This is a genomic window from Miniimonas sp. S16 (genome assembly GCF_057748195.1).
This window is the reverse complement of the sequence record NZ_CM173242.1, coordinates 1,097,926-1,124,313: the sequence shown is the minus strand read 5'-3', so window position 1 is coordinate 1,124,313 and position 26,388 is coordinate 1,097,926. Positions and strand designations below refer to the sequence as shown.

The window sequence follows — 26,388 nt, the reverse complement described above, 5'->3', positions numbered from 1 at the left end:
GAGTCGGCGGCTTCCGCATGGGTGCGCGGCACACGCGGTGCGGGGTAGACTCCTGCGGTTGCCTCGGCGAGGGACGCGAGTCGTCCGTGATCGACGCGGCGGGCCGACACCTCCGGGTGCCCGGCGCCGCGCCGCGTGCGCTCCGCCCCCCGCCGCAACCCGACCACACCCGTAGGAGGAACCCCATGGCAGATTCCATCGCCGCCGAGCTTCGGACCGAGTTCGGCAAGGGCGCCGCGCGCCGCGCGCGCCGCGCCAAGAAGATCCCCGCCGTCCTGTACGGCCACGGCACCAACCCGGTGCACCTCAACCTGCCGAGCCACGAGGTGTTCCTCGTGATCAAGCAGAGCGCCAACGCGGTGCTCGACATCGCCTTCGACGGCAAGAGCGAGCTCGCGCTCGTGAAGTCGGTGCAGAAGGACGTCGTGAGCAACGACATCGAGCACATCGACCTGCTCCTCGTCCGCCGGGGCGAGAAGGTCACGGTCGATGTCGCCGTCGTCACTGAGGGCGAGAGCGCGCCCGGCACGATCCACGCCGTCGAGCTCCAGTCGCTCACCGTTCTCGCCGAGGCGACGAGCATCCCCGAGCGGATCGTCGTGTCCGTCGAGGGCCTCGAGGAGGGCACCGTCGTGCGCGTCGCCGACCTCGAGCTGCCCGAGGGCACGACCACCGAGGTCGACCCCGAGGCCGCCGTCGTGCTCGTCACCGTCCCTCGGGGCGAGGAGGAGCCCGAGGCCGAGGGCGCCGAGGGCGAGGGCGCTGCCGAGGAGTCCGAGGAGGCCTGACCTCCCGTGCCACGCACAGGCGACGGCGCCCCGCCAGCTGGCGGGGCGCCGTCGCCCGTTCTCGCTGCGTGAGGCGCAGCCACCACCCAGACCACACGCGCGCCACGTCTTGCGCGCGACGTCGCTCCAGCACCCTCGGAGGTCACCGTGAGTCAGCCGTGGCTCGTCGTCGGGCTCGGGAACCCCGGACCGAAGTACGCCGGGAACCGGCACAACGTGGGCGCGATGGTGCTCGACGTCCTGGCCGGGCGGATCGGGGCGTCGTTCACGCAGCACAAGGCGCGTGCGGCGGTGCTCGACGGTCGGCTCGGGACGCTGCCGGGCGGCGCGCCGGGCCCGCGGGTGATCCTCGCGCGGCCGGCGACCTACATGAACACCTCGGGCGGTCCGGTCGCCGCGCTCGCGCAGTTCTACGGCGTGGACGCCGAGAACCTGCTCGTCATCCACGACGAGCTGGACATCCCCGAGCACCAGCTGCGCCTCAAGCGCGGCGGCGGGGAGGGCGGGCACAACGGGCTGCGCTCGATCTCGTCCGCGCTCGGCACCAAGGACTACGCGCGGCTGCGGATCGGGGTCGGCCGGCCGCCGGGCCGGCAGGACCCCGCCGACTTCGTGCTCTCGAACTGGCCAGGATCGGCCCGTGCCGAGGTGGGCGTGACGCTCGAGCTGGCCGCCGACGCGGTGACGGACGTGGTGACGCAGGGGCTGCTCGCCGCACAGAACTCCTGGAATGCCAAGGCCTGAGCGGTTCCACGAGGGATGGGCTACTCGACGAAGTCGAACCCCCCGAGCGTGTTGCGGTCGCCGAAGTCGTAGCCGTCGTTCACGCCGAACACCTCGGTGTGGATCGTGTCGGCGTTGACGTCGATCGTCAGCAGGCGGAGCGGGTTCGTGGAGTTGGAGTGGATCGTCGTGAGGTAGAACGCCTTTGTTCCGCTCGACGTCTGTGCGGTGCGGGTGAGCGCCCAGCCGGCATGCCCGGAGAGCACCACCTTGATGTTCGAGTGCTGAGAGAACAGGTTGTCGAACAGGTACTGCGGGGACGCGTCTCCGTAGCTGCACCGGGTCGGTGCGCAGTCGTTCCAGATACGGCCGTCGCTCTCCAGGAAGCTGTGCGTGGAGACGATGACGTTGTGGTGCGGGTGGGAGGCCACCACCTGGTTCGCCCAGTCCACCACACCGAGGCGGGGCCACAGCTCGAGGTTGAGGATCAGCCACTCGTGGCCCTCGGCGGTGAACGTCGAGTAGACGTTGTCGACCTTGCCGGGCTCGTAGGCGCCCCGCACGGCGCCGAATCGGTCGGCCGTGAAGTAGGAGTTGAATGTGGTCGTGGTGCGCTGGTACTCCCGCGTCAACTTCGAGTCACGCGCACTCCCGCCCTCACCCGTTGCCATCGAGTCGTGGTTCCCGATGCTCATCGAGTAGGGAATGCCGGCCTGGTCCAACGGAGCCATCGCGGCACTCGCGACCTCGTACTGCGCATGGTCCTCGGTGTCCCAGTTGACGACGTCGCCGGTGTGGTTGACGAATCGCAGGTCGAGCGCGTCTCTGTTGGCCACCAGCCAGTTCGTGCGGTCGAGGAACCGGGAGGTTCGGCGCACCTCCTGTTGAGTGTCCGGGTAGACAGCAATCGTGAGGATCCCGTCGCCCTCGCCGGGGATCCGAGACGTCCGGACCTCGGGGTTCGGTGAGCCGGCAGCGATCCACTCGTCGAGGGTGACGGGCCTGTTCATCGTCGGACCGGAGTACCAGATCGTGTCGGAGCCACGGTTGCGGTAAAAGGCGTCTCCCGGAAACCGGGTGACAGAGATCGGCGTGGGCCAGTTCTCAGAGGCCCAGGTTCCGTAGTCGATCCGGTATCCCTGGCCTGATCCGAGGCTGGTCATCCTGGCGATGTCGGGAGTCCGGGTGAGCTTGGCGAAGCCCTGGTCTCGATGGACGTTCGGCCAGGGCCGACCCATCGCGTTCCACTCGTCGAAGGAGAGCCAGTGGTATGCGCCAGCTGGGTCGATCAGGCCGATCTGGTCGTTCGTGTCCCACTTGTACACGTAGCTCCCCGGGACCCACGGCACTGACTCGGGCCACGGGCTGCCCACCGAGGTCCACTGGGCGTAGGTCAGCGGAGTCGACGTCTGCGGGGTCGCGGTCCAGGTCGTCACGCCGTACACGGTCGGAGACCACGCGTACTGCGTGTATCGGACCGTTGCCTGGGTCGGCGTGGGCCAACCGAGTGCCGCCCACTCGGGTTAGCTCAGCGCGCGTACCGAACCACCGTTGACCTGGTAGATGACACCGTTGTACGGAGTGATCTGATAGGTGACCGGGTCAGCCGCGGCCGACACCGCGCCGAGGGCAGTCATCGAGATCGCAGCGAGCGTGACCGCAACTCTCCGCACGAATGTCGTCGCCATGGTGAACGTGTTGTTCCCTTCGTCGAGGAACCGGCGCACCCCCACCGTTCCGGAACCTGGTCGATGCCGGTTGGGGCCAGCCGCGATGGCACATCGTAGGCGCCGCAGGTGTCTGGCAGCGAGGGTTGGGTCAGGAAAGGGACGCCAAGACGTCCGCAACCTCGGCTCGGTAGCGACTCACCGAAAACCGCTCCACGGCGCTGGCACGCCCTGCGCCTGCGAGACGGTCCGCGAGCTCATGGTTCTCGACGATGCGACGAACGGCGCGAGCGAGCGCGGGGGCCGAACCGGCCTCGGCGTGCAACCCGTCGACCTCGTCCGTCACGATCTCGGTCAATCCCTGGATCGCGGCGACGACCACCGGTCGATGCGCGAGCTGGGCTTCTACGGCGACGTTCCCGAACGGCTCCGTTCGAGACGGCACGACCACGATGTCCGCCGCAGCCAGGGACGTCCAGACCGGGCGTACGTAGCCGTGAAAAGTGACAGCCCCATCGAGGTCGGCTCGGGCCGCGCGCTCACGGAGATCGGCCTCGTACCACTCGTACCCGGGAAAGACGGCGCCGTACAGGTCGAGGTGTACGTCGACACCACTCGTTCTGAGCAGGGCTATCGCGTCGAGTGCGATGTCCGTGCCCTTGCGCGGGCTGAGCCGGCCGACCAGAGCGACATGAACGACGCCGTCTCGGCGACCTCGCGGCAACGGCTCGGTCTCCGGTTCCGGCACTCCGTTGTAAACGAGAACGAGCCGGGGTTCGAGCAGCGGTAGCACCTGGACGAGCGCGCGTGCCGCCGCCCTGCTGTTCACCACGGCGCGGCGTGCCAGCGCGGTCGGGAGGGTGAGCGCGGTCCGGACGAGGCGCGATCCGTCCTCCTCCGCCTCGTGGACGTGAACCACGCTGGGAACTCTGCAGCTCCATGCGGCAACGAGCCACACGGGCGCGGTCACCGTGTTGACCCAGACCGCCTTCGGCTTGAGTACTCCCAGAAGCTGACGGGCCCCTCGCCACGCGCGAATGGTCTCGATGGCGAAACGAGCGAACGCACGCGGACGAAGCAGAGAACGGCTCACGGTCGGGAACGGCGCCAGGAGCACCTCGGCGCCCCGCTCGCGCAGGAGCGGAGCGAGCGGGCCGCGCTCGGGCAGGGCCACGACCGTCCGCCAACCCCGGTCGACGAAGCCCGAGACGGTCTCCAGGAGCTGCAGGTCGGACCCGTACAGGTCGGGCGACGGGTGCGCGACGAGCACCGTGGGACGTGCGGAGGGGTTCACGAGGGTCACCTGGTACCGGGTCGGAGGCTTGGCCACGAGGACGCGACCACTGTCGCACACACGGACCTTCGGCTACGCTAGTGCTCGGCGTCAACCTGTGCTTGCCCTGGGAAAGCGGTACAGGCCGAAGGATCAAGGCGCCTGGTCACCGAGCGTCGGGTCCTGAGCGCTTACACGAGGTGGCGGGGAGATCGGGACATCGGGGGGAATCACTCATGGACACGCGTCCACCGGTCGTCGGGTATGTACCCGGCGGCTTCGACATGCTCCACATCGGGCACCTGAACATCCTGCGCGCCGCGCGGGAGCGGTGCGACCGACTGGTGGTGGGTGTGGCGACCGACGAGTCGCTCATCGCGATGAAGAACCGCGCACCCGTCGTCCCGCACCACGAGCGCATGGAGCTCGTTGCCCACCTGCGTTTCGTCGACGACGTGGTGACCGACGTCTCTCAGGACAAGCGTGAGGCGTGGCGCCGGCACCCGTTCGACGTGCTGTTCAAGGGCGACGACTGGGCCAACACCGAGAAGGGCGTGCGACTCGAGGCCGAGATGGCACAGGTCGGTGCCCGCGTGGTCTATCTCCCGTACACGCAGTCGACCTCCTCCACGATGCTGCGTCAGTTCCTGACGACCGGCGTCGCAGTCGACAACGCCGCGGCCGTCAGGTCAGCCTCGTGAACGCGACGAAGGATCCTGCCAGACCGCTCTCGATCGCGATGGTCGGCACGCGTGGTGCGCCGGCCCACTACGGCGGTTTCGAGACCGCTGTCGAGGAGATCGGGAGCCGGCTGGCTGCGAACGGCCACCGAGTGCGCGTGTACTGCCGCACCGGGAACAGCGAGATCACCGGCACCTACCGGGGCATGGAGCTCGTCACGCTGCCCGCACTGCGGCAGCGGACGCTGGAGACGCTGAGTCACACCGGGCTCTCGGCCTTCCACCTGCTGGCCCACCGCACCGACGCCGCCTTCCTGTTCAACGCCGCGAACGCGCCGTTCCTGCCCGTGCTCCGCGCTGCACGGGTGCCGTTCGCGACGCACGTCGACGGCCTGGAGTGGAAGCGCGCGAAGTGGGGCCGCAACGGCAAGCGCTACTACCGTGCTGCGGAGACGGCGTCGGTGTGGTTGTCCGATGCCCTGATCGCCGATGCTCAGGGCATCGCGGACTACTACCGGGCGGAGTACGACGTCCCGACCGAACTACTCACGTACGGCGCTCCGATCCTCACGGGCGTAGCGACGGACAGGCTTGCGACTCTCGGCCTGGAGCCAGATCGGTTCCACCTCGTGGTCGCGAGGTTCGAGCCGGAGAACCACGTCGATCTCATTGTTGCGGGCTTCGTCCGCTCGGAAGCAACGCTTCCGCTCGTCGTGGTCGGGTCCGCGCCGTACGCCGACGCCTACACCGCGCGGATACGTGAGCTCGCCGGCGATGATCCGCGCGTCCGCCTCGTCGGCGGGGTCTGGGACCAAGACCTCCTCGATCAGCTGTACGCCCACAGCCTCACCTACCTGCACGGGCACTCTGTCGGCGGCACCAACCCGTCGCTTCTGCGAGCAATCGGGGCGGGAGCCGCGACTCTCGCGTGGGACGTGTCGTTCAACCGCGAGGTGGTGGGGGAGCACGGGCGCTTCTTTCGGCGTCCGGCAGACGTGGCATCACTTGTGGAACGAGCCGAGACGGATCCCGAGGCCGAGCACTTGCGTGGGAAGAACCTCCAGGTGCGTGCCGGCGCCTACGACTGGGATGCTGTGGCCGATGGGTACGAGGATCTGGCGCGGCGCCTTGCCTCGCGGACCACGGCCGGTACCCACATCGGAGCACGGCGAAGCCGGTCCTTGACGCGGGATTGGGGGCGAGCATGACGGAGTCCTATCGCGACGTCGTAGCCCGCCTTGCCAGCGCCCAGAAGGGCGCCGCGCGGAGTGCTCCGGCGTACTCCCGGTTCGTGAACCGCAGGATCGGGCGCCTTCTGGCCGCCGGAGCGTACAAGGCCGGCCTGACCCCGAACCAGGTGACCGGCGCCAGCGCTCTGCACACCTTTGCCGGCATCGCGCTCCTGGTACTCCTCCCGCCCAGCTGGTGGCTCGGCGCGGTCGTGTGTGTGCTCCTAGTGCTCGGCTACGCATGGGACTCGGCGGACGGGCAGGTTGCCCGGCTGACCGGGACGGGCAGCCCTGCCGGCGAGTGGCTCGACCACGTCGTTGATGCTGTCAAGGTCGTGACACTGCCTCTCGCGCTGCTCGTGGGCCTGTACCGGTTCGGTGCGGCGGACGACGTCTGGCTGCTGGTGCCGCTCGTGAACGCGGTGACCTCCTCGGTGATGTTCTTCGGCATGATCCTCACGGAGCAGCTCCGGCGGGCTCACGGCGTGACGTCGAAGGCCGAGACCGGGGGGCGGATGCCGTGGCTGCGCTCGGTGATGGCTCTGCCGACGGACTACGGGGTGCTATGCCTGACGTTCCTGCTCTACGGCGCCAGGTCGCTGTTCGTCGGCATCTACGGCCTCATCACCCTGGCGACCGTCGCCTTCCTCGCTCTTGCGCTCCCAAAGTGGTTCCGCGACGTCAGGGCGCTTACCAGCTCGGACCATGTTGGGCGCGAAGGAACAGTGCTCGAAGCCGTCACTATGCGGGATCCGCGACGCGAGGCGGCGGGGCGATGACCGGAGGCGCGCGGCACGATCTGCGCTCCAGCCTTGCTCGCTGGTCATTTCAGATCAAGCACTCGACGGTGCGTAGGCGCTCAGGCCGATTCCTCGATGATCTCATGGCTTTTGAACAGCTCGACCGGGACGAAGTCCTGAAGGTCCAGACCTCCCGCGCCGCTTCGATTGCTAGCTTCGCAGCGACCCAGACGCAGTTCTACAGAGAGTCCCTCAGCCGCGCCGGTGTCGAGCTCACTGAGCTGGAGAACCCGGGTGAGTGGGCGAAGATCCCTGTGATCGGCCGGTCGGATCTGAAGGAGAACGAGACCCGAATCCTCTCGACGGAAGCGAGCCGACGCACCGCGGTTCCACAATTCACGGGCGGAAGTACTGGTGAGCCGCTCCGCATCCACCGTGATGTCCGGGTGCCCGCGCTCGCGTTCGCCTGGCGCTGGTACCGATGGTGGGGAGTGGAGCCGTGGGACAACCTCGCTCGCGTCGGTCGTTGGGGATTCGGCCGTCTCGGCTCGCTCAAGACGACAGTCGCGTGGTGGCCCTCCCAGCAGCTGTATCTGGACGCCAAGTACATCGACAGCGAATCGGTCGGTCACTTCCTGAGGGCCCTGCGCTCGTCAGAGCCGGCGCTGCTCGAAGGCTACGTGGGCGGCTTGCTCGCGCTCGCGGAACACGTGGACAAGACGGGCGCCTCGATTCCGGGCTTGCGAGCAGTCGCGACGACGGCCGCGCCGCTGTCGCCAGGTGTCAGGGCGAGCCTCGAGGCGGCTTTCGGGGTGCCGGTCTTCGATGAGTACCGCGGATCCGAGGTCAACTGGATGGCGGCGGAGTGTCGGGAACAGAGCGGCCTGCACATCAACGCCGACGCTCGCCTGATCGAGGTACTGAACCAAGAAGGCAAGCCTGCCGCTCCGGGTGAGGTCGGTGATGTGGTCGTGACAGACCTCATGAATCGCGCCTTCCCAGTCCTGCGATACCGCCCCGGTGACCGCGCGGCGCTGCTCGAGGAAGCCTGCCCGTGCGGAATTGGCCTTCCTCTCATGTCCCCGGTGCAAGGTCGAGTGACCGACCTTCTTCGGCTTCCAGGAGGCGTAGCCGTGAACCACGGCGTGATGGGCATGTTCTCGTCGAACATACGCTCGGTGAGGCTCTTCCGGGTTCACCAGGCTGCCGACTACTCCGTCAAGGTCTCGGTCATTCAAGGCGACGAGCCAGACGCGCGCCGTCACATCGAAGAGGCCGTGGAGGGTTTGCGCAAACAGGTGAAGTACGCCGTCCCAGTCGAGGTCGAGTACGTCGAGGAGCTTCCATCGGCGAACGGGAAGCTGCAGTTCCTGACAAGCGATGTGTCCGATGATGTGTGACAACGATCGCAAGCCCCGAAGCCAGACGCCGCGCGACGCGTCCGTTCGCTCGGCAGATCTCCGCATCGGCCCTTCTCCTCACAAAGCAGGCGCCGCCGCGCTCGTCGAGTCGTTCCGGGGGGAGCGCACTCGACGTACTGTCCCGCCCAGGAGGACCCATGCCTGAGACCCCGCGCGCCCACGGGCACGAGCCTGACGCCGTGATCAGCCTGAACCCGATGTACGTTCGTCCGCCCGAGTCCGCGACGATCGCGCGATGGCGGCTCGCCCCGGGCGAGACCGAGCCCTCGGCTGCGTACCAGGTGGTGCACGAAGAGGCTGGCCTTGACGGCAACCCCAGGCGCAACCTCGCCACTTTCGTCACGACGTGGATGGAGCCCGAGGCCGAAAGACTGTACTCCGAGTCCGTGGGAAAGAACCTCGTGGACAAGGATGAGTACTCGGCTACTGCCGCGATAGAGGAACGGTGCTGGAGGATCGTCGCCGACCTGTGGAATGCTCCAGAGCCGCTTGACACGATCGGAGCCTCCGCTATCGGCTCGTCCGAGGCGGGAATTCTCGGTGCCCTGGCACTCAAGCGCCGCTGGCAGCACGCGCGTCGCGCAGCGGGAAAGCCGACGGACCGTCCCAACCTGGTGATGTCGAGTGCCGTCCAGGTGTGCTGGGCGAAGTTCTGCAACTATTTCGAGGTAGAGCCCAGGCTTGTGCCGATCTCGAAGGAGCACCCGGTGCTCGACGGAAGCATGCTCGCCGACTACGTCGACGAGAACACCATTGGTGTTGTTGCGATCCTGGGCGTGACATACACGGGGATGTACGATCAGGTCGAGGACATCTCAAGGGCCCTGGATGAGATCGAGGCGCGCACCGGCCTGAGCATTCAGATTCACGTCGACGCCGCTTCAGGTGGGATGATCGCCCCTTTCCTTCAGCCTGAGCTCAAGTGGGACTTCCGCCTTCCTAGAGTTGCCTCGATCAACACTTCCGGACACAAGTACGGATTGGTCTACCCGGGGTTGGGTTGGGTCGTCTGGCGTGAGAAGACGGCCGTCCCCGAGGACCTGATCTTCTGGGTTCCGTACCTCGGGGGTAACACACCGACGCTGGCGATCAACTTCTCGCGTCCCAGTGCCCAGGTACTGCTCCAGTACTACGAGTTCCTCAGGTTGGGCCACGAGGGTTACAGGCGAGTGCAGCGGGCCAGTCAAGACGTTGCCAAGCACTTCGCCGCTGGAGTACGCACGATGCCGGAGCTCACCTTGTGGAGCGATGGGGGCGACATACCTGTCGTCGCGTGGCAACTCTCGAGCGCAGCCAACGGGTTCTGGACCCTTCACGACCTGTCCGATCGGCTCAGGATGCGCGGCTGGATGGTACCGACGTACGCGATGCCCCAGGACCTCACTGACATCGTGGTCCAGCGGGTCGTGGTCCGGAACGGACTCTCCCGAGACCTCGCTGACGTCTTCCTCTCGGACCTCAGGTCGGCCATCGCCGAGCTGCAGTCCGTGTCCTCGGTCTTGACGCTTCCCCCGCACCACGTCGAGTCGGCCCATGAGAGGGCCGTGAGCGTGTTCTAGCACGGCTCCGGTTAGCCGGCAGTCTCGTTCTCGACCTGGCGCCGCGGTCAGGCCGATAGTCCGTCTTCGCCGGCCGAGAGCGACGCGAGCACGGCACGGACCGCGTCGAGATCGAAAAGCCTTCTAGCGTCCCGCCTTGCGACGAGGTCAACGCCCGGGTCACCGAGCCTCTCCACCAGAGCCTCGGCGAAAGTCTCGGGCGTGTCGGCGATGCCGAACTGGGAGCGACACGCGGGGGGAAGTCCCGAGACGCCCTGACTCGTTGTGACGATCGGTGCGTCGGTCATCAGCATGTCGAGCATCTTGAGCTGGACACCACTTCCTACCGCCACTGGGTTCACCAGTACCCGAGCGCCGAACTGGTAGGGAGTCACATCCGCGACGTCGAAGTACGTCTGGACGCCCTCGATGGACGCGAGCTCGGCCACCAGATCAGGACGAGGAAACGCGCCTACCACTCCGAAGGTGACGCCGTGTTCGCTGACGCTCGGCTCCTTGAGGTCGTCAACGAGGACGGACGAGCATTGCCTCCGGGTGAAGTGGGCGAGATCGTGGTGACGGACCTGCTCAACCGGGTGTTTCCGATCGTGCGATACCGGCTCGGCGACCGGGCGGCGCTGATCGACGAACCGTGCGTGTGCGGCGTGAGCCTTCCGCGAATCACGCAGGTGGAGGGCCGAGCGGCCGACGTCATCCGCCTCCCTGGCGGCGGAGGAGCCAACCACGGAATCATGGGCATGTTCGGTAAGCACCCCGGGTCGGTGCGGCAGTTCCAGGTGCGACAGGACCGCGATTACGCGGTGCGTGTGCTCGTGGTCGAGGGCGACGACGTGGACGCTCGCGGCCACATCGAGGAGGCGGTCGCCGGCTTCCGCAGGCAGCTGCACGAGAAGGTCCCGGTGCGGGTCGAGTACGTCGATGCGCTCCCGTCGACCAACGGCAAGCTGCAGTACGTGATCAGCGAGGTGGAGAACTGACGATGGCCTCCGAAGCGTACGGTGACGTGGTCCGAAGGCTTGCTTCCGCGCAGAAGGGCGCGGCGCGAAGCGCGCCCGCGTACTCGCGCTTCGTGAACCGCAAGATCGGACGTCTCCTTGCCGCTCTCGCCTACAAGCTCGGGATGAGCCCGAACCAGGTCACTGCCGTCAGCGCCCTGCACACGTTCGCGGGTGTCCTGCTACTGGCGCTGGTTCCGCCGAGCTGGTGGCTCGGAGTGTTGGTCTGCCTTCTCCTGGTGCTCGGGTACGCCTGGGACTCGGCCGACGGCCAGGTCGCTCGCCTCACCGGCACTGGTAGCCCAGCTGGCGAGTGGCTTGACCACGTGGTGGACGCAACGAAGGTCGTGGCGCTGCCGCTCGCCCTGCTCATCGGCCTCTATCGCTTCGACGTCGTCGAAGACGGGTGGCTCTTCGTGCCGCTCGTGAACACGGTGCTCTCCTCGGTCATGTTCTTCGGCATGATCCTCACGGAGCAGCTACGCCGAGCGCACGGGGTGGCGTCAACTGCAGCGACGGGAGGGCGCGCGCCGTGGCTCCGTTCGGTCCTTGTCCTTCCGACCGACTACGGGGTGCTGTGCCTGACGTTCGTCATGTACGGAGCGCCGAGGCTGTTCCTCGTGGTCTACACCCTGATCACGGCAGCCACCGCGATCTTCATGCTCCTCGCGCTTCCGAAGTGGTTCCGAGACGTCCGCTCGCTCACGACTTCGGCGGTGGCCAACAGTTGACGTCCTTCAGTCAGTACGGCGCGATGCCTGCGGAATCGTTGCGAGCGCGTGGCTGATGGAGTGCAGATCGAACAGGCTACGCGCCGACTGCCTCGCGTCGCGGTCGACCGCAGGGTCGTCGAGTCGGCGGAGGATTGCGGCGGCGAAGTCCTCAACCGAGTTCGCGATGTCGAACTGATTCAGGCTGGCAGGCGGCAGGCCGGAGACTCCCTGGCTGGTCGTCACGATCGGCGCGTCCGTCATCAGCATGTCCAGCATCTTGAGCTGGACACCGCTCCCGACTGCCACGGGGTTGGTGAGAACGCGCGCGCCGAACTGGTACGGGGTGACGTCCGGGACGTCGTAATACGTCTGCACTCCCTCGATGGCGGCAAGCTCAGCGGTGAGTTCATCTCGGGGGTACGAGCCGACGACACCGAGAGTGGTGCCTGGCCGCTCGCGCCGAACTACCGGAAGCACCTTGCTGGCAAGCCAGCGGACCCCCTGGACGTTGTTGGGTGTTCGGAGTCCGCCGACGAAGAGGATGTCTGTCTCGACCCGCTCGGAAGACGGCGTGCGGAGCGCGAGCTCGGGAAGTGGAGGCAGCCATTGGGCGCCGCGAACGCCCAGGCCCCTCCAGAACGCGAGGTCGTCTAGGGAGATGTCGAAGACGGCATCGGCGCTGGTCATCATCGCGAGCTCGTACCGCTTGAGACCGATGCACGCGATCCGCCAGGTGATCTGGTCTTTGACGCGCGTGGCGGCCGACGCCTGTCGGCGGAGGTAGAGATGCTCCACGTTGTGGGACCGGTAGACAACAGGGGTCGTGCCGTCAGCCGAGAGCCTACGCGCGAGTTCTCCGAACCACGGTCCGTCGAGCCAGATCAGGTCGGGTTTGAACCGCCCGATAGCGGCGTCGAGCCGGCGCTGGTCGGCTGCACGAGGCGTGCGTTGCGCGACGTGAAGCGGCACACGCCAGAGGTTGATCATGTGGCCAGCGGCTCGCGCAAGCGAGTCGGCGTGAGGGAATGAGAAGCGCGACGCCAGCGTCACGTCCATGGTCGCCAAGTCTTCCTCGTCGGGAAGTCGAGGGCTGGTGGGGTCGTAGTTGTTGACGAGCATGACTTCGTGACCGAGTCGAGCGAAGGCTTCGATCCGACGCCAGATGTCGGCTCGTCCGCCGCCACGCGCGGGGTACGGGTAGTCGAGCGCACACACCAGGATTCTCATGCCCGGCCACCTCCGGTCCGCAGCGCGAGAACGAACGCATTCCGATGGCGGCGACCGGCGTCGTTCCAGTCTCGACGCGTCAGGTCTGGTTCGCCGCCGGCGTCGCGGCGTACCCTCGCGACGGCGTCGACGAGCGTTCTCGAGGAGAGCTCGCCGTCGAACATATGCACCCAGCGTGCTCCGACCTCGGACGCTAGGGCGCGGTTGAACGGTGTATCCGGCACCAGTACCGGTCGGGCGAGCGAGAGCACAGCCAGGACGCTGCCCGAGTTGTGCATCTCGTGGTACGGGAGCGCGACGATCTCAGCCTGGGTCACCTCGGCCACGAGGCGGGCGTCCTCGACGAACGACAGGTCGAGCGTGACGCGCTCGTCGTCGGCGGAGAGGGCGAGCAGTGACTCTGCCAGGTCGGCACTGGACGGGCTGCCGGCGACGTGGAGGCTGAACGACTCGTCGTCGACCTGCTTGAACGCGCGAACGAGTCCCTCGACGTTCTTGTAGCGCCGCACCTTGCCGATGAACGCGATGCGACCTCTGACGGGCTCCGACCGTTCGTGCGGCGCGAACCACGCGCGGTAGTCGCCGTGCTCGATCAGGACGTTGCGCGCGTTGGCGACCTCGGGCGTGAACTCATTGAGGACGATGCGGACTCTCGTGAGCCGGTCTACCACTCGTAGGTATAGGCGCTCGACGTTCGAGAGTCCGTCAGGAAGCTCGAGGTTGTGCACTGTTCGCACGACCGGCGTTCGGGTCACCCACAGCCGGGCGAGGAAAATCCCGAACAGCGCGCGGCGGACGGTCGTGGAGCGCCACCCGCGTCGCTCGATGAGCGCCTCGGTCCAGTGCGTGTGGAAGACGTCGAACCGGCCGGTGAGTGCGTCACGCCAGCTCCAGCAGGTCAGCTCGACGCCTGGCGACGCGCGCAGCGCGTCCCTCAGCTGGACGATGTAGGGGTTCGTCTGCTCGGAGGGGACGGGGAACGACTCCAGAACGCGGACCGTGCGACGAGACCGACCGCGCGAGCGTCCGAGCGCGAAGGGAATGGACGCGGCGAGTCCGCGCGCGTAGGCGCGCCACGGCCGCACGCTGTGCACGAGCTGACGACGGCCTCCGGTGAGGATCGTGCCCCACGCGACCCGGGGGGTGAGAAGTGCCCAACGGCGCCTGGACGCTGGATCCAGCCATTTGGCCGCGTACAGACTGCGGTTCCGGATGTTGTAGTAGTAGTACGTCTCGGACTTCGCCCGCCCGCCCCCGTCGGCATGCGTGCCGCCCTCGTCGTGGACCGCTATGACGGACTCGTCGACCGCCACACGGCCGCCTGCCGCTTGGACGCGGCGGCAGAGGTCGACGTCTTCCCAGTAGAGGAAGTAGTCGGGATCGAACCCGCCGGAACGACGCCAGAGGTCGGCGCTCAGCGCCATCACGGCACCTGACACCCATTCCATGACCTGGGCGCCAGGCGGCCGCCGGCGGCTGCTGGCGACCGACCCGTCGGCAAGCCGGAGATCCATGGTCGTGCCCATCCACGGCGTCCCGTCCGGGCGCTCGATCCGGGGGGCGAGAAGAATGTCCGCGTCTGCCTCCGTCTGGGAAGCCAGCCGTGCCACGTCCTCGGGCGCGAGTCTTGCGTCCGGGTTGAGCAGCACGAGCGACGTCGCTCCGCATCTGAGGGCTCGCGAGGCTCCGCGGTTCATACCGATCCCGAAGCCCGTGTTGGTGGCGGGCTCCTCGACCAGCCAACCGTGTTCGCGGGCCAGCCGGCGCACGCGTTGGCGCTCAGCATCGTCAGTCCAGTTGTCGACGACCACGACGAGATCGGTCGTGCTCGCGCTCGCCACGAGATTGCTCTCGAGCAGAGCACTGCTCCCGTAGTTCACGACAACGATTGCCGTCCTGCTGTTCGCCATCATGCCTCCAGTCCTCTCTGACGCGAGTGGACGTACGCGCGCAGCGATCTCAGAACACGCTACCGGGCCGGTTCGCGGCCCGCGACTAGACTGGCGGTGCACGCGCGGGACACAGGGGACCACGCGCGAGGTTCTTTGGGGGGAACAGATGTCTGGAGAAGCGCCGAACGCGAAGGCGTCTCGACCAAAGCGAGCGACTCTGGGATGGGTCGCTCTCCTGCTGCTCGTGACGGCGACGATCTCCGCATGTCAGGGGGACGATCAGTCTGGGGCCGTCGGCGCCACGGGAGCGTCCACCAACGACCAGCCGTCGGCGTCGACTGCTGGCAGCACTTCGGGCGAGTCGTCCACGACGTCGGACCCAACCGCTCCGAGCGCCGAGACGACGGACCTGGGCGTCCCACCGCTGGGTCCGGGCCCCGTGGAGAGCGTCCCGTCTGGAGGCGCGGGACAGCTCGGGGACTCGCTCCAGGTCACCATGACAAGTGTCGAGGCCACGGACGGCACGGCGTCTGGCTTGGGCGAGGTCAGCGGTCCCGCGCTCCTGGTGACTCTCGAGATCGAGAACACCAGTGGAGAGGCCATCGCACTGGACGGCACCACGGTCGCTGCGTACACCGGCGACGACGCGGCTCCTGCCCGTACGTATGCGCAGGACGACCGGCAGTCTCCGTTCGCGGGAAGCGTTCCCGCGGCTTCCGCCGTGAGCGCGGTGTATCTGTTCGGCCTGCCCGAGGGCACCGATCGGTTGACGATCGCGGTGCTGGCGTCCGACGGCTCGACGACGGCAGTGTTCGAGGACGTCGGAGCGGCCTCGTAACGTTTTGGTAACGCCATCCTGCCCGACTACCAGGCATCTGGGAGGACTGTTAGGGTTCGGCTGAGTCGTCCCCCGTGGGGGGTGGGCGACCACGCGGCGAGGGTGGGGCCTCGCGGGGGGAAACATGAATACACGCACGCTTCTGGGCCGCGCCGTCGCGACTGTCGTCGCGACGAGCATGACGTTCTTCGGGATCACCGCAATGGCTGCGGCCGACTCCAAACCACTCGATCCGACCAACCCGGCGACGCCGACGACTGTGACGGCGGACATCCTGCCCACCGTTCAGGTCAACGGAGTTGTCTGGGCGCAAGCCGTGGTGGGCAACACCGTGTACGCGGTCGGAAGTTTCACCAAGGCCCGCCCTGCTGGATCGGCGCTGGGCCAGAACGAGGTGGACCGTTCGAACATCCTCGCCTATGACATCCGTACCGGGAACCTGATCGACAGCTTCGCGCCCGTTCTCAACGGTCAGGCGCGAGACATCGAAGCCTCGCCCGACGGCAAGCGGATCTACGTGGTCGGCGACTTCAGCCAGGTGAACGGCCAGTGGCGCGTCAAGGCTGCCGCCTTCGACACCGCCACCAACACCCTCGTGGCGAACTGGCGTCCGACGCTGGCCTCGAACGCCCTCTCCGTGGCCGCGACCAACACGACCGTGTACATCGGCGGCGACTTCGTCAAGGCGGCCTCCGTGACGGGCGGAACGCTGGTAGACCGCAAGTATCTTGCGGCGTTCAACGCGTCCGACGGCTCGCTCACGAGCTTCGTCGGTGACGCCAACGCCAGCGTGACCGCGCTGACGCTCAACTCGACGAAGGACCGACTCGTCGTCGGAGGTCGTTTCACGACGTTGGCGGGTTCTGATTTCTATGGGTTGGGTTCACTCGATCCGGTGACTGGCGCACCCCAGGCTTTGCCGGCCAACGCTCAGATTCGAAATGCGGGTGATGCGTCGGGAATCACCTCCCTCACCGCGGACGCGGACGGCATCTACGGCTCGGGCTACCACTTCGGTGCCGGCGGGAACACCGAAGGCACGTTCATGATCGACAACGCCTCCGGGACGCTCGACTGGGTCGCAGACTGCCATGGTGACACCTACGGGGTATTTCCGCAGAACGGCGTCGTCTACTCGGCGTCTCACGCTCACTACTGCGGCAACATCGGCGGCTTCCCGCAGACCGACCCCTGGACCTTCCACCACTCGCAGGCGTTCTCCAAGGCCGCAACGACTGTCAACACGGCGGACATCTACGGATACCAGGACCACCCGGGACAGCCCGCTCCCTCTCTTCTGAGCTGGGAGAACTCCTGGACCGTGGGCACGTACACTGGAATGGCGCAGGCAGGCTTCAGCATCGCGGGCAACAGCCAGTACGTCGTGTACGGGGGCGAGTTCAAGGGTGTGAACGGTGTCGCCCAGCAGGGCCTTGTGCGATTCACCGTGCCTTCGAATGCTGCGAACAAGGGCGGTCCTGTTCGGTCGTTCTCCACCTGGGTCCCCACGGCTACGTCCCAGCAGGCGGGCGAGGTGCGGTTCAAGTTCCCGATCAACTGGGACCGAGACAACGCGACCCTCACTTACAAGGTGTACCGCGGATCGACACTCGTCAGCACGCAGGACATCACGCACAACTTCTGGGACTCCCAGATCAACTCGAAGTTCGTCACCGTCAAGGACACGGGCGCCACCCCTGGCTCGACCCAGACCTACTACGTCACGGCGACTGACCCTTTCGGCAACACGGCGCGCTCCAACAGTGTGACTGTCACCGTGTCGAACCAGGACCTTCTTGGCGCGTACGGCGCCAAGGTGCTGGATGACGGCGCAACGAACTTCTGGCCGCTCAGCGAGACGAGTGGCTCCGACGTAATCAATCTTGCCGATGGCGCCAACGCCACGGCCCAGGGCGGCGTGACGCGCGGTGTCACGGGCGCCATCCTCAGCCACGCCGGCACGGCGTCGCACTTCTCCGGCTCCGGCGACGGTCTCGCCGTCGCGAACGAGGCAACGAGCGGTTCGAACGTGTTCTCGGCCGAGGCGTGGATCCGTACCACGTCGACCAGCGGCGGCAAGATCCTCGGCTTTGGCGGCAGCAACAGCGGCAACTCCGGGTCTTACGACCGACACGTCTACATGACGAACGACGGACGGATCATCTTCGGTGTCTACCCCAACGAGGTGCGCACGGTCGGCAGCTCGACCTCGTACAACGACGGGCAGTGGCACCACGTCGTCGCGACTCTCGGCCCGAACGGCCAGACGCTGTACGTCGACGGCAAGCGCGTGGGTCAGCGCAGCGACACGACTACCGCACAGAGCTACACCGGCTACTGGCGGATCGGCGGCGACAACATCGGTGGCTGGCCGGACCAGCCCTCGAGCTTCTACTTCAACGGCGACATCGACGACGTCGCGATCTACCCGAGCGTGCTCACCACGGCGCAGGTTCGCGACCACTACACGACGGCCGGCTACACGTTGCCCGAGAATGTGGTCCCGACCGACGCATACGGCCGCTCGGTGGTCGGTGCGGAGCCCGATGTGTACTGGCGATACAGCGAGACCAGCGGATCGGTGCTGACCGACACGAGCGGAAACAGCAACGACGGCGCCCTTGTCGGGGCGACTGCTCGGACCTCCGACGGTGCGCTCTTCGGATCGACTGGCTCTGGACTGCAGATCGGCCCCGACAACGGGTGGGGCTACACGACGAGGCAGTTCTCCTCGCCGGGCTCGTTCACTCTCGAGACCTGGTTCAAGACGAGCTCGACCTCGGGCGGCCGGCTCATCGGGTTCGGCGACGGCACAACCAACACGTCGGGCAGCTACGACCGCCAGGTCTACATGGAGCGCGACGGCCAGCTGACGTTCGGCACGTGGACGGGCCAGACGAACACCGTGACGTCCCCGAAGTCGTACAACGACGGCACGTGGCACCACGTGATGGCGGTCCAGGGCGCGAGCGGTCTGGTGCTGTACGTCGACGGTGACCGCGTCGGTACCAACCCACAGACGTCCGCTCAGGACTACAGCGGCCACTGGCGAATCGGTGGCGACAACAACTGGGGCTCGGGCGGTCAGACTCTCAACGCCACGGTCGACGAGACGGCGATCTACGGCACCGCCCTGACCTGGGACGACGCGATCCTGCACTACGCGCTCGGAACCACAGGCCAGCCGCCCGTGCCGGAGGAGGGGCCGACGGCCACCTTCGACGTGCACGCCACGGACCTCGCGGTGACGGTGGACGCCTTGGCGTCGTCGGACCCGAACGACCGCGAGATCACCTTCGCGTGGGACTTCGGTGACGGCACCACGGCGACGGGCGCAACCGCGTCCCACACGTACGCCACCGGCGGCGACAAGACGGTGAGCCTCACCGTCACGAACTCGCGAGGGCTGTCGGCGACGACTACACGCACCGTCACGGTCCTCCCCGCCAACGTCTTGCCGACCGCAGCTTTCACGCCGACGGTCACCGACCTGACGGTCGCTGCCGACGCATCGGCGTCCGCGGACAGTGACGGAGCGATCAGCACCTACGCATGGGAGTTCGGCGACGGCGCGACTGCGACCGGCGCGTCGACCTCGCACACGTACGCCGACAGCGGCACGTTCACGGTGAAGCTCGTCGTGACCGACAACCGCGGCGGCACGGCGACCGTCTCGCACGACGTGACGGTGGTGAAGCCGAACCTCCCGCCGACCGTGGACTTCACGCTCGGCGTCAACGAGCTGGCCGTCTCGGTGGACGGTTCGGCCTCAGCGGACCCGGAGGGCACAGCGCTCGGCTTCGCGTGGGACTTCGGTGACGGCGCGCACGCGACCGGGGCTACCGCCCAGCACACCTACGCAGCACGCGGGTCCTACGACGTGACGCTGGTCGTCACGGACGGGGCTGGCAAGACGGCGACGAAGACGGTGCGTGTCACGGTCGCTCCCGCGAACGTCGGCCCGACGGCGGCGTTCTCGGTGACGACGAACGGTCTGCGGCTGTCCGTGGACGGCTCGCAGTCCTCGGATCCCGAGGGTGACGCGCTCACGTACGCCTGGGACTTCGGTGACGGCGCGCACGCCACCGGTGCTACTGCGGAGCACATCTACTCCAGCTCTGACACGTACACGGTCGGACTCACCGTCACGGACGGCAGCGGCGCATCGGGCAGCACCACCTCCAGCGTCACGGTCGTGAACGCTGACCCGACGGCGCTGTTCTCGCTGCAGCACACTGCTCTCGCGGTCTCGGTAGACGCCTCCGCGTCGAGCGACCCCGAGGGCCGGCCCCTGACCTACGCGTGGTCCTTCGGTGACGGTGCAACCGGTTCCGGCGCCGCGGCGAGTCACACGTACGCGACCGCCGGGACGTACACGGTGACGCTCACGGTGACCGACGCCAACGGCGGGAGCGCGCACTCCAGCCAGCAGGTCACCGTCGTAGCCGCGAACCAGGCGCCCACGGCGTCCTTCACGGTCGCGCTCGACGGGCTGTCGGTGTCCGCAGACGGCACGGGGTCCAGCGATCCCGAGAACGGCGCGCTGACGTACGCCTGGTCCTTCGGGGACGGGGCCACCGCCACTGGCGCGACGACCTCGCACACCTACGCGAGCGCCGGGCAGTACACGGTCACCCTGACGGTGAGCGACCCGCTCGGCGCGACCGGCTCCACGACCCGCTCGGTCACGGTGGTTGCACCGAACCGCGCGCCGGTGGCGCTGTTCTCGTCGTCGGTGTCGGATCTGGCGGTGTCGGTGAACGGTTCCGGTTCTTCGGATCCGGAGGGTGCTGCGCTGTCGTACGCGTGGGACTTCGGTGACGGGGCGACGGGTACGGGTGTGGCGTCGTCGCACTCGTACGCGGCGGCCGGGACGTACACGGTGACGCTCGTGGTGACGGACGACAAGGGTGCGACCGGGACGGTGTCGGCCCCGGTGACGGTGACGGCTCCGCCGGCCACCTCGGTGGTTGCTTCCGATGCGTTCGGTCGCACGACCGCTAACGGCTGGGGGTCGGCCGATGCGGGCGGCGCCTGGACGCTGGCGGGTGCGGCTTCTCGGTACGCGACCAACGGCTCGGCCGGGACCATGACGCTCACTGCGGGTGGGTCGACGTTCGCGCAGCTCGGGTCCGTGAGTGCCCGGGATGTGGACGTGACCACGCAGCTGTCCTTCGGGTCGCGTCCCTCGGCGAGCACGGTGCAGGGCTTCGTCTCGGTGCGTGCATCGGGTCAGACGTCGGACTACCGGGCGAAGGCGATCGTGAACGCGGCTGGTGTGGTGGTGCTGCAGGTGTCGGCGGTGAACACCACGGAGACCTCACTGGCCTACGTGATCGTGCCGGGCATCACTTACACGCCAGGTCAGGTGCTGAACGTGCGGTTCCAGGCTGAGGGCACCGGCACCACGACACTGCGGGCCAAGGTTTGGGCGGCTGGGGCGAGCGAGCCCTCGGCGTGGCAGGCGAACGTGACCGACTCCACGGATGCGCTGCAGGACGCGGGGACGCTGGCGCTGGCCTCGTGGGCTGGCTCCACCATCGGCGCGTTCCCGTTCACCACCACCTTCGACAACTACAAGGCCACCACCATCGGTGCGCCGGCACCGAACGCGGCGCCGGTGGCGCTGTTCTCGTCGTCGGTGTCGGATCTGGCGGTGTCGGTGAACGGTTCCGGTTCTTCGGATCCGGAGGGTGCTGCGCTGTCGTACGCGTGGGACTTCGGTGACGGGGCGACGGGTACGGGTGTGGCGTCGTCGCACTCGTACGCGGCGGCCGGGACGTACACGGTGACGCTCGTGGTGACGGACGACAAGGGTGCGACCGGGACGGTGTCGGCCCCGGTGACGGTGACGGCTCCGCCGGCCACCTCGGTGGTTGCTTCCGATGCGTTCGGTCGCACGACCGCTAACGGCTGGGGGTCGGCCGATGCGGGCGGCGCCTGGACGCTGGCGGGTGCGGCTTCTCGGTACGCGACCAACGGCTCGGCCGGGACCATGACGCTCACTGCGGGTGGGTCGACGTTCGCGCAGCTCGGGTCCGTGAGTGCCCGGGATGTGGACGTGACCACGCAGCTGTCCTTCGGGTCGCGTCCCTCGGCGAGCACGGTGCAGGGCTTCGTCTCGGTGCGTGCATCGGGTCAGACGTCGGACTACCGGGCGAAGGCGATCGTGAACGCGGCTGGTGTGGTGGTGCTGCAGGTGTCGGCGGTGAACACCACGGAGACCTCACTGGCCTACGTGATCGTGCCGGGCATCACTTACACGCCAGGTCAGGTGCTGAACGTGCGGTTCCAGGCTGAGGGCACCGGCACCACGACACTGCGGGCCAAGGTTTGGGCGGCTGGGGCGAGCGAGCCCTCGGCGTGGCAGGCGAACGTGACCGACTCCACGGATGCGCTGCAGGACGCGGGGACGCTGGCGCTGGCCTCGTGGGCTGGCTCCACCATCGGCGCGTTCCCGTTCACCACCACCTTCGACAACTACAACGCCGTCGCGCTCGGCTGACTCGGTGAACGCCGTGGTCGGGAGGCCTGCCTCCCGACCACGGCGCTACCGTGAGAGCAGTGGCGCCTCGCGGGCGCACCAGGAGACTGACAGGATCTGTCGAGCGCTCGACTCGGGGGAGGACTCGGTGCCGTGCTGAACCCTCCGGAGCAGGTCGTGCGGCCACGAAACTACCTCGGCATTCAGGCCCTTCGCTTCGTGGCTGCCGCGCTGGTCGTCGTCACGCACTCGACTCTGTACGCATCTGATCGTCTTGAGCCCGAGATGCCTGTCTGGCAGGCGGGGACGGTCGGTGTCGACATCTTCTTCGTGATCTCGGGTTTCGTCATGATGATCACGGCGCCGCCTTTCCGCCGCCTGTCCGGCGGGTGGCGGTACTTCGCGATGCGGCGGGTGACTCGGATCGTCCCGATGTACTGGATTGCGACGACGGTCAAGATCTTGACGGTGCTCGCGATACCTGGCGTCGCGATCAACAACGCACTCAACCCGGAGCACCTCGTTGCCTCCTACTTCTTCCTTCCGACGAGGAATGAAGTGGGCGTGGTCGAGCCCGTGCTTGGAGTCGGTTGGACCTTGACGTTCGAGATGTTCTTCTACGCGGTGTTCTGTGTCGCGCTTTTGCTCCGGGTCAGTCCGTACATCTTCTCGACCGTCGTCATGGTCCTGGTGGCAGCCGGGCAGGGCCTCGGGCTTGGCGAGGACTCGACGATCGTCTGGGGCTTCTACCTGGATCGCGTGGTGCTCTACTTCGTGATCGGCATGACGATCGCCAAGCTCGTCGTCAGCCCGCGTGTGCGGCGTTGGCTCGTTCCCCTGGCAGTGCTCGCGAGTGTCGTAGCCGTGTGTCTCGCCCTCGCGGGGCGCCTCGAGTGGTTCCGTGATGCGCCGTTCCGGATGGCGGTTGTCTGTGCGCTCGTGCTCACCGTCGTTGCTCTCGAGGACTGGCTGGCGCCCCGGCTGCCACGCCTCGTCCTCTTTCTCGGCGATGCCTCCTACTCGGTCTACCTCTTTCATCCTCTCATCGCGCCGATCGTCCCGGCCGTGCTTGCCTACCTCGGTTGGCGCGTGGGCTGGTTGTCGGTGATCGGATCGGTCCTCGCGGCGCTCGTGGGATGCTCGCTGATCTATCGGTTCGTGGAGCGGCCGATCATCCGAGCGTCGCGGCGTTTGCCCTTCGCTGGGCCGCTCCCCGGCGGCGGAGCGACGCGACCTAGAGCCGCCGTCAGCTGAGGCCACTGCTCGTCGGGATCCAGTCGGGTACGCTCCCGACCTGGTGCCGCCGCCACCAACGACGCAGACCGTGGAAGAGGGTGAGGGCATGACAGGGACACAGGTCGACCGCCTCGCGCTCGTAGGTCTCGCGTTCGTGTCGGCCGTCGCGTTCGGTTTGCTCATCCGACGGCGTCCCGTAGTCGGTCTCGTTGCCTTCATCGGGTCGGTCGCACTCGTGCCCTACTGGATGGGCGTGACGGTCAGCTGGTACTTCCCCCCGGCGACTGCTGCGGCTCTGCTCTCTGCGGCCGCGTTGATAGGGGTCGGCTCGCTTCGCCTCGGGCTGGTGGATCTCTGTTTGGCGGGGGTCGGTGGGCTCGTCGTGCTCATGTACCTCGCGGGGTTCGTCGGTTTCGGCGAGGTCTTCGACGTTCTGGTCGCATGGGGAAGCGCGTACCTGGCAGGACGAATACTTGTGAGCGTGCTCGGGGGGGACGCCGTCTATCTCTGGGTCTCTCGCGCGTTCGTCCTGGTCGCAGTGCTTGGCCTGCTGGAGGCCGCGACGCGCCGAAATCTCTTCGTCGAACTGCTCGCACGGGGAAACTCGTTCTACGCGACGTGGGGGCCGCTTCAGGAACGCGGGGGCCTCCTTCGGGTAGAGGGCGCGTTCGGGCACTCAATCGCACTCGGCGTTTCGCTCGCGTTGGCAATACCTTTCGTGCTCGCGGCCAGAATATCGAGTCGTGCCAAGGCTGTTGGAGTCACCCTTGTGCTCGCGGCGACGGTGCTCACGCTGAGCCGTCTTGGTATCGCGTGCGCCGTCATTGCGCTGATTCTCTCGCTCCTCGTGATGACGGACCGTGTGCAACCGCGTATTCGACGGGGTCTGGGAGTGGGTCTTGTCGCGGGCGCGGGCCTCGTCCTCCCGTTCATCGCGGGCGTGTTCAGCGACGCGGGCGACGAAGCGTCAGAGAGTGCTGACTATCGCGAGCAACTAACGGTACTGATCCCCGAGATGAGATTCGTAGGTACCTCCGACGCGCTGCAGCAGACTGCCGATGGCAGGGCGTACTTCGGAGCCTTTCGATCGATCGACAGCGAGCTGATCCTCATCGGCCTGCGCTTCGGGATCATCGTTCTGGTCGTCCTGGCGGCACTGTACGTGGCGGCGTTGGTGGCGGCTTTCCGTCGTCCGGCGAACCCCGGCGCGATCGCCGTGGCTGCGTCGCTTCCGGCGCTCACGAGCGTGGCGTTCATCACGCAGTACACGACGTTCCTCTGGTTCGTGGCTGGCGTCGCCGTCACGGTGGGCACCCTGCGTTCTACGGAGGAGACAACGCTCTTCACTGGGGTTCGCGCGGGCCCGAGCACAGAAGTACGTGGTAGTGGTCAAGCTGGCCTTCAGAGGCTTTTCGTTCAGGGGGAACTGACATGACAATGACCGGAGCGCTCGAGACGCTGAGGAAGCGATGGTGGGTGGTCCTCACCGCAGTGGTGGTGGTGGCGGGAGGGTTTATCGCTGCCTCACTGAACGCGGTCCCCATGTACCAGACGTCAGCCAGCCTCTTCTTCTCGGCCACGGCGAGCAGTTCGGGCACGGACCTGAACCAGGGTGCGAACTACACGCAGAGTCAGATGCTCTCGTTCGCGGAGCTCGCGACGATGCCGATCGTGCTCGACGACGTGGTCGATGACCTGGATCTTGATATGAGCGTGAAGGCTCTGGCCCGCACCATCACCGCCTCGACAGCCAAGGACAGCGTGATCTTGAGCATCACCGCGGTCAGTTCCGATCCGCAACAAGCGGCGGACGTCGCCAATGCAGTGGCCCAGCGGCTGACCGAGGTGGTAGCGACCCTGTCGCCGGAGAGCGAGGCGGGCCAGCCTCGAATCACCGCGACCGTCGTCGCGGATGCGGTGCCACCTCTCGCCCAGTTCGCGCCGAACACGCGTCGCAACGCGATCACAGGAGCGGCGATCGGCGCGATCGTGGGCGTGCTAGCGGCGCTGCTCTGGGCGGCCCTTGACACGCGAGTCCGGCGCGAGACCGAGGCAGACGCAGCGTCCGGTTCGACCGTTGTCGGACGGATCAGGCTCTCGCGCAAAGGCCCCGTCATTCTCGACACAGAAACGACCGGGGCATTGGCAGAGGACGTGCGCCGGCTCCGGACAAACCTGCACTTCCTTGCCGTGAAGGGTGAGGCGCTGCGGATCTTGGTCACGAGCGCGGTAGCGGGAGAAGGGAAGTCCACGGTCGCAGTGAACCTCGCGGTCGCTCTCGCCGGAGCGGGCGATCGGGTGCTACTGATCGACGGCGACCTCCGCAAGCCTACAGTCGCGAAGTACCTTGGGCTCGAAGGAGGAGCGGGGCTCACGGAGCTCCTGATCGGTGAGGTTGAGCTGGAGGAAGTCATCCAGCCCGTGTACGAGGGACTCGACGTGATCGCCTCAGGCTCCCAGCCGCCCAACCCTTCCGACCTCGTGAGTCGCCACACTCTGGCCGAGCTCGTCGATGCGCTCGAAGAGCAGTACGACGTCATCCTGCTCGATTCGCCGCCGGTCCTGCCGGTGGCGGACGCGGTCACGATGTCCCGCGTAAGCCAGGGCGCTCTCATAGTCGTCGACACGACGCGAACGAGCCGGACGCAGCTCCGACATGCCGCCGAGGGGTTGCGCACCGGCGGTGCGTCCGTCATGGGCGTGGTGCTCAACAAGGTGCGCACCGGGCACGCTTCTAGTTACGGATACGGCACCGACGAGCGCTAGTCGGCTCATCTGCGCCGATCGAGCCGGAGGGCCCGGGCAGTTGGGCGAGCCACCTCGTGACGAGGTGTTACCAGATCGTGACATCTTGCACGATCACCTGTGATTGCCCGTTCGGGCAAGGTACGGTGTGTCCCGGCGGGGGCGCCACCTACCCAGG

General features: G+C 67.2%; 20 protein-coding genes. 14 read left to right on the top strand and 6 right to left on the bottom strand.

What is annotated here, in order from left to right; translation table 11 throughout:
- Nucleotides 1-185 precede the first annotated feature (185 nt).
- Together AC3AQ1_RS04970 and pth are read left to right on the top strand one after the other, a co-directional pair.
- Nucleotides 186-788, top strand: a complete 603-nt coding sequence (locus tag AC3AQ1_RS04970; protein WP_108718069.1) for a 50S ribosomal protein L25/general stress protein Ctc — start codon at nucleotides 186-188, stop codon at nucleotides 786-788.
- Nucleotides 789-935: 147 nt separating this feature from the next.
- Nucleotides 936-1,532 (top strand): aminoacyl-tRNA hydrolase, encoded by a 597-nt coding sequence (pth, locus tag AC3AQ1_RS04965; protein WP_108718068.1) that lies wholly within the window; start codon nucleotides 936-938, stop codon nucleotides 1,530-1,532.
- A gap of 20 nt (nucleotides 1,533-1,552) precedes the next feature.
- On the opposite strand, the gene AC3AQ1_RS04960 is transcribed toward pth, so the two are convergent.
- From AC3AQ1_RS04960 to AC3AQ1_RS04950, 3 genes are all read right to left on the bottom strand, one after another.
- A complete protein-coding gene (locus AC3AQ1_RS04960) occupies nucleotides 1,553-2,947 on the bottom strand; it encodes a metallophosphoesterase (RefSeq protein ID WP_159096388.1) in 1,395 nt (464 codons plus the stop codon).
- 87 nt (nucleotides 2,948-3,034) lie between these two features.
- Entirely contained in the window at nucleotides 3,035-3,238 is a 204-nt protein-coding gene (locus tag AC3AQ1_RS04955; RefSeq protein ID WP_159096387.1) for a hypothetical protein, read from the bottom strand.
- 91 nt (nucleotides 3,239-3,329) lie between these two features.
- Nucleotides 3,330-4,448: a glycosyltransferase family 4 protein gene (locus AC3AQ1_RS04950; RefSeq protein ID WP_234417794.1), complete on the bottom strand. Its 1,119-nt coding sequence runs from the start codon at nucleotides 4,446-4,448 to the stop codon at nucleotides 3,330-3,332.
- 239 nt (nucleotides 4,449-4,687) lie between these two features.
- Between AC3AQ1_RS04950 and AC3AQ1_RS04945 the strand changes: the two genes are divergently transcribed.
- From AC3AQ1_RS04945 to gad, 5 genes are all read left to right on the top strand, one after another.
- On the top strand, nucleotides 4,688-5,152 hold the full coding sequence (locus AC3AQ1_RS04945; protein WP_108718065.1) for an FAD synthase family protein: 465 nt from the start codon (nucleotides 4,688-4,690) through the stop codon (nucleotides 5,150-5,152).
- Nucleotides 5,153-5,190: 38 nt separating this feature from the next.
- Complete coding sequence (locus AC3AQ1_RS04940; RefSeq protein WP_108718064.1) at nucleotides 5,191-6,339, top strand: DUF1972 domain-containing protein; 1,149 nt, start codon at nucleotides 5,191-5,193, stop codon at nucleotides 6,337-6,339.
- Entirely contained in the window at nucleotides 6,336-7,139 is an 804-nt protein-coding gene (locus tag AC3AQ1_RS04935) for a CDP-alcohol phosphatidyltransferase family protein (RefSeq protein WP_108718063.1), read from the top strand. The genes AC3AQ1_RS04940 and AC3AQ1_RS04935 overlap by 4 nt, the downstream gene beginning before the upstream one ends.
- Entirely contained in the window at nucleotides 7,136-8,500 is a 1,365-nt protein-coding gene (locus tag AC3AQ1_RS04930) for a phenylacetate--CoA ligase family protein (protein ID WP_159096386.1), read from the top strand. The genes AC3AQ1_RS04935 and AC3AQ1_RS04930 overlap by 4 nt, the downstream gene beginning before the upstream one ends.
- Before the next feature lie 158 nt (nucleotides 8,501-8,658).
- Entirely contained in the window at nucleotides 8,659-10,080 is a 1,422-nt protein-coding gene (gene gad, locus AC3AQ1_RS04925) for a glutamate decarboxylase (RefSeq protein ID WP_108718061.1), read from the top strand.
- Between the two features lie 47 nt (nucleotides 10,081-10,127).
- On the opposite strand, the gene AC3AQ1_RS04920 is transcribed toward gad, so the two are convergent.
- Nucleotides 10,128-10,538: a hypothetical protein gene (locus AC3AQ1_RS04920; RefSeq protein WP_488301228.1), complete on the bottom strand. Its 411-nt coding sequence runs from the start codon at nucleotides 10,536-10,538 to the stop codon at nucleotides 10,128-10,130.
- Nucleotides 10,539-10,619: 81 nt separating this feature from the next.
- Between AC3AQ1_RS04920 and AC3AQ1_RS04915 the strand changes: the two genes are divergently transcribed.
- Complete coding sequence (locus tag AC3AQ1_RS04915; RefSeq protein ID WP_488301229.1) at nucleotides 10,620-11,057, top strand: hypothetical protein; 438 nt, start codon at nucleotides 10,620-10,622, stop codon at nucleotides 11,055-11,057.
- 2 nt (nucleotides 11,058-11,059) lie between these two features.
- The gene (locus AC3AQ1_RS04910) at nucleotides 11,060-11,806 is read left to right on the top strand and encodes a CDP-alcohol phosphatidyltransferase family protein (RefSeq protein ID WP_108718059.1); all 747 of its coding nucleotides are present in this window, start codon (nucleotides 11,060-11,062) and stop codon (nucleotides 11,804-11,806) included.
- 6 nt (nucleotides 11,807-11,812) lie between these two features.
- On the opposite strand, the gene AC3AQ1_RS04905 is transcribed toward AC3AQ1_RS04910, so the two are convergent.
- Nucleotides 11,813-13,015 (bottom strand): glycosyltransferase, encoded by a 1,203-nt coding sequence (locus tag AC3AQ1_RS04905; RefSeq protein WP_108718058.1) that lies wholly within the window; start codon nucleotides 13,013-13,015, stop codon nucleotides 11,813-11,815.
- A complete protein-coding gene (locus AC3AQ1_RS04900) occupies nucleotides 13,012-14,928 on the bottom strand; it encodes a glycosyltransferase (protein WP_159096383.1) in 1,917 nt (638 codons plus the stop codon). Before AC3AQ1_RS04900 ends, AC3AQ1_RS04905 begins: the two co-directional genes overlap by 4 nt.
- A 544-nt stretch (nucleotides 14,929-15,472) precedes the next feature.
- Here AC3AQ1_RS04900 and AC3AQ1_RS04895 point away from each other — a divergent pair.
- The 5 genes from AC3AQ1_RS04895 to AC3AQ1_RS04875 all read left to right on the top strand — a co-directional run bounded on the left by AC3AQ1_RS04895 (nucleotide 15,473) and on the right by AC3AQ1_RS04875 (nucleotide 26,231).
- Nucleotides 15,473-15,745, top strand: a complete 273-nt coding sequence (locus tag AC3AQ1_RS04895; protein ID WP_234417791.1) for a hypothetical protein — start codon at nucleotides 15,473-15,475, stop codon at nucleotides 15,743-15,745.
- A gap of 124 nt (nucleotides 15,746-15,869) precedes the next feature.
- On the top strand, nucleotides 15,870-22,250 hold the full coding sequence (locus tag AC3AQ1_RS04890; protein ID WP_108718056.1) for a beta strand repeat-containing protein: 6,381 nt from the start codon (nucleotides 15,870-15,872) through the stop codon (nucleotides 22,248-22,250).
- A gap of 132 nt (nucleotides 22,251-22,382) precedes the next feature.
- Nucleotides 22,383-23,483: an acyltransferase family protein gene (locus AC3AQ1_RS04885; RefSeq protein ID WP_159096381.1), complete on the top strand. Its 1,101-nt coding sequence runs from the start codon at nucleotides 22,383-22,385 to the stop codon at nucleotides 23,481-23,483.
- Between the two features lie 70 nt (nucleotides 23,484-23,553).
- On the top strand, nucleotides 23,554-24,900 hold the full coding sequence (locus AC3AQ1_RS04880) for a hypothetical protein (protein WP_108718054.1): 1,347 nt from the start codon (nucleotides 23,554-23,556) through the stop codon (nucleotides 24,898-24,900).
- Nucleotides 24,897-26,231 carry a tyrosine-protein kinase domain-containing protein gene (locus AC3AQ1_RS04875; protein WP_108718053.1) on the top strand — a complete coding sequence of 445 codons (1,335 nt, stop codon included), beginning with the start codon at nucleotides 24,897-24,899 and terminating at the stop codon, nucleotides 26,229-26,231. Before AC3AQ1_RS04880 ends, AC3AQ1_RS04875 begins: the two co-directional genes overlap by 4 nt.
- The last annotated feature ends 157 nt before the right edge of the window (nucleotides 26,232-26,388 follow it).

Excerpts from the sequence above, each read along its gene's own strand:
- AC3AQ1_RS04875 (WP_108718053.1), top strand. The coding sequence starts at position 24,897 with ATGACAATGACCGGAGCGCTCGAGACGCTGAGGAAGCGATGGTGGGTG.
- AC3AQ1_RS04900 (WP_159096383.1), bottom strand. The coding sequence starts at position 14,928 with ATGATGGCGAACAGCAGGACGGCAATCGTTGTCGTGAACTACGGGAGC.
- AC3AQ1_RS04910 (WP_108718059.1), top strand. The coding sequence starts at position 11,060 with ATGGCCTCCGAAGCGTACGGTGACGTGGTCCGAAGGCTTGCTTCCGCG.
- AC3AQ1_RS04970 (WP_108718069.1), top strand. The coding sequence starts at position 186 with ATGGCAGATTCCATCGCCGCCGAGCTTCGGACCGAGTTCGGCAAGGGC.
- AC3AQ1_RS04940 (WP_108718064.1), top strand. The coding sequence starts at position 5,191 with ATGGTCGGCACGCGTGGTGCGCCGGCCCACTACGGCGGTTTCGAGACC.
- AC3AQ1_RS04890 (WP_108718056.1), top strand. The coding sequence starts at position 15,870 with ATGAATACACGCACGCTTCTGGGCCGCGCCGTCGCGACTGTCGTCGCG.
- gad (WP_108718061.1), top strand. The coding sequence starts at position 8,659 with ATGCCTGAGACCCCGCGCGCCCACGGGCACGAGCCTGACGCCGTGATC.
- AC3AQ1_RS04945 (WP_108718065.1), top strand. The coding sequence starts at position 4,688 with ATGGACACGCGTCCACCGGTCGTCGGGTATGTACCCGGCGGCTTCGAC.
- AC3AQ1_RS04905 (WP_108718058.1), bottom strand. The coding sequence starts at position 13,015 with ATGAGAATCCTGGTGTGTGCGCTCGACTACCCGTACCCCGCGCGTGGC.
- AC3AQ1_RS04930 (WP_159096386.1), top strand. The coding sequence starts at position 7,136 with ATGACCGGAGGCGCGCGGCACGATCTGCGCTCCAGCCTTGCTCGCTGG.
- AC3AQ1_RS04935 (WP_108718063.1), top strand. The coding sequence starts at position 6,336 with ATGACGGAGTCCTATCGCGACGTCGTAGCCCGCCTTGCCAGCGCCCAG.